The 554-nt window shown below is 69.0% G+C and carries 2 protein-coding genes; both read right to left on the bottom strand.

What is annotated here, in order from left to right:
* Positions 1-376 (bottom strand): alkaline phosphatase family protein (locus Raf01_RS49275; protein ID WP_239134611.1); only part of this gene is annotated, 376 nt, incomplete at its 3' end.
* A 32-nt stretch (positions 377-408) separates the two neighbouring features.
* Positions 409-543: a hypothetical protein gene (locus tag Raf01_RS51215; RefSeq protein WP_373319807.1), complete on the bottom strand. Its 135-nt coding sequence runs from the start codon at positions 541-543 to the stop codon at positions 409-411.
* Positions 544-554: the final 11 nt, after the last annotated feature.

The following is a 554-nucleotide window of genomic DNA, read 5'->3' as shown; positions in this document are numbered from 1 at the left end:
GCGAGGGGATCGCCGCGGCGCCGGTGGTGACCGTCGACATGTGGAACGGTTCCAGGTAGCCGTCCGGGTTCGCCGGGTCGGGCTGCTGGAATACCGAACGCCCGTTCGGCAGCCGGATCGCGTGCGGGTCGCTGAATCCCCGCACGCCGGGGAAGGTGCCGAAGTAGTGGTCGAACGACCGGTTCTCGGCCATCACGTACACGACGTGCTTGACCTGGGAGAGGTCGAAGTGTCGCGGCTTGTCGTTCGCGGCCCGCGCGAGATTCTCCGGCAGCATGCCGCCCAGACCGGCGGCGCTTGCCAGGCCGGCCGCTCTGGCGATGAACCGACGTCGGGAGATCGGCGTACTCAAGGGGCTCGTGCGATTGTCAGTCATTGCCTGTCTCTTCCTCGTCTCGTGGGCGGACGTCACTTGGCCGTGGGGCCGGCGGCCGTCCCGGGCGCCGCGAGGCCGAGCACCTCGGCGATCGCGCTGTTGGTGGTGTCGGCGATGTAGAGCACGTTCGTCGACTGGTCGATCGCGACCGCGGACGGGGTGTTCAGCGCCGAGTTGG

The organism is Rugosimonospora africana, from assembly GCF_016862975.1.
Classification (GTDB): Bacteria; Actinomycetota; Actinomycetes; order Mycobacteriales; family Micromonosporaceae; genus Rugosimonospora; species Rugosimonospora africana.
Note: the sequence above shows the minus strand (reverse complement) of the source record. Positions and strands in the feature narration are given on the sequence as shown.